At 64.3% G+C, this 2097-nt stretch carries 1 protein-coding gene; it reads right to left on the minus strand.

Annotation, left to right across the window (positions count from 1 at the left end):
* The coding region (locus tag ON19_RS30910) for a condensation domain-containing protein (protein WP_157229901.1) at window positions 1-2097 on the minus strand (2097 nt) is incomplete at both ends.

The raw sequence follows: 2097 nt of genomic DNA on the forward strand, positions 1-2097 counted from the left end.
ATCTGGTCTGCGTATCGGGTGGTGTCGTCGGTGAGCACGACCGCGACTCCGGCCTGTTCCAGGATCGCGGTTCGACGTTGCGCCGGCTGGTCCGGAGCGACCGGAACGTACGCTGCTCCGGCAGCCAGCACGCCGTACAACGCCGCCACCTGCGCCGCACCCCGAGCCGCGGACACCGCGACCGCGTCACCTGGCCGCACCCCGTGTTCGATCAGCAGCCCCGCGATCCGTCTACTCTGGTCGGCCAATTCACCGAACCCGACAACGGTGCCGCGATCGAGGATCGCCACCCGCTCCGGATCAGCAGCCGCGATATCGAACATCGGCGTGTGCAATAGCCGAGCAGGGCTATGTGCGTTCCTGCCTTCGCCATCACGTTCGTGGGCGCTCGTCTCACTGAGCGGCCGTGGTCCGGCAGTATCGTTGACTTGGCTGCGGATCACCTGCTGATGGGGTGGCAACACGGATAACGTCTCGCCCAGCGGCTGCTCCCAATCCACATCACCCAGTCGGTTCAGGAGTCGGTGGTAGGTGGCGAGCATGTCGTCGACCATTCCGTCGGGGAACAACTCGTCTACCGAATCCCAGCTGAGCAAGAGCCCGTCCGGCAGTTCGATGACTTGATGGTCCAGCCACACCTGCGGCGTCTGGGTGCGGGTGTAGTCCGGCCAGCGCACCGACCGAGCCAATTCGTCATCGACACCGAGCATCGATGTGAACACCACGGGCACGGGTTCGGCAGGTACTTCACTATCGCGGGCGAGTTCCCGCAGCACTCGCACCGCGGAAACCTGCTGATGGTCCAGGTCGCTCCACAATTGCTCCTGCAGTCGGCGGGCACGTCCCAGCCAGCTTTCGTTCTCGGTCGGGCGATCTGCCACCAACAGCAGCGAGCTGAAGTCGCCGACCACCCGCATGATGTCGGGGTGCACGTCGCGGCGGTCGAAGCGAGTCAATGTGACGGTCAGGTCGCGCTGGGCACTCCATCCACCCAGCACCCACGTGTAACACGCCAGAAGCACCACACTCGGTGTCACTCCGAAGCTCCGGGCGCGCGCTACGATCCGGTGCCAGGTTTCCGAATCCAGCTGCACTTCCCGGCGTCGGAACCGGGGGCGCTCTACCGTCGCGGGAGAAACTCGCAGCGGCAATTGCGGACCAGGCGGCAACTCCGGCAACCGTGAACGCCAGTACGACAGAGCGGCCTGGATCTCGTCATCCGACGGGGCGCAGCTCACCACATAGTCACGAAACTCCATGGCCAACGGCGCCAACTCGGTATCCGGATCCGCATACAACCGTAGCCATTCGGAAATGAGAACCAAGGCGCTCAGACCATCGACAACCAGACTGTCGAAAACCACGCACGCTCGGGCTTTGCCACCGCCACGAACGACGCGCACATCGAACAGTGGATACTCGCCGGCATCGAGTACCCCGCCTGCCATTTCCTCCCGCAGCGCCAGGGCCACGCGATCGAAATCACCACCGGCATCGATAACCGGAATCCGGTACCCCGCGACGTCGGCCAGCACCCGCTGCGATCCGTCCACACCCACCACCGCACGCAACATCGCATGCCGATCGATCACACGATTCCAGGCACGCTCCAACCGATCCAGATCCAGACCGGGCCAGTCGTACTCGAAATACAACTGAGCACCGATACCACCCAAATCGAAATCCGCCGACCGACCCAACCAATAAGCAACTTGAATATCTGTCAACGCGAATGGCTCCCACCGGTGGGCCACATCGGTGGTCAGCAACTGGACCGGAGAGGCGCTCCGCGGTAGTTCGCCCAGCGCGGTGGCTTCGATGTGCGGTCGGTGCTGGGTGAGCCCGGCGATGGTCGGTGTGGTGAAGAATTCGCGGAGGGTCACGGTGATGCCGAGCTCACGGCCGAGGCGGCTCACCAGGCGGGTGGCCGACAACGAATCGCCACCCGCGCCGAAGAAATTCGTATCCCGATCGGGTAGGACACCGCCGAGTACCTGTTGCCACACCAGCCCGATCCGGGCTTCTGCCCCCGGCCGCAACCACTTCCGCTCCTCCGCCCTGGCCGTGCTCGCGGCAATCGTTGATTCGGCTCTCCGT

This window comes from Nocardia abscessus NBRC 100374 (assembly GCF_000308455.1).
In the GTDB taxonomy this organism is placed as follows: domain Bacteria; phylum Actinomycetota; class Actinomycetes; order Mycobacteriales; family Mycobacteriaceae; genus Nocardia; species Nocardia abscessus.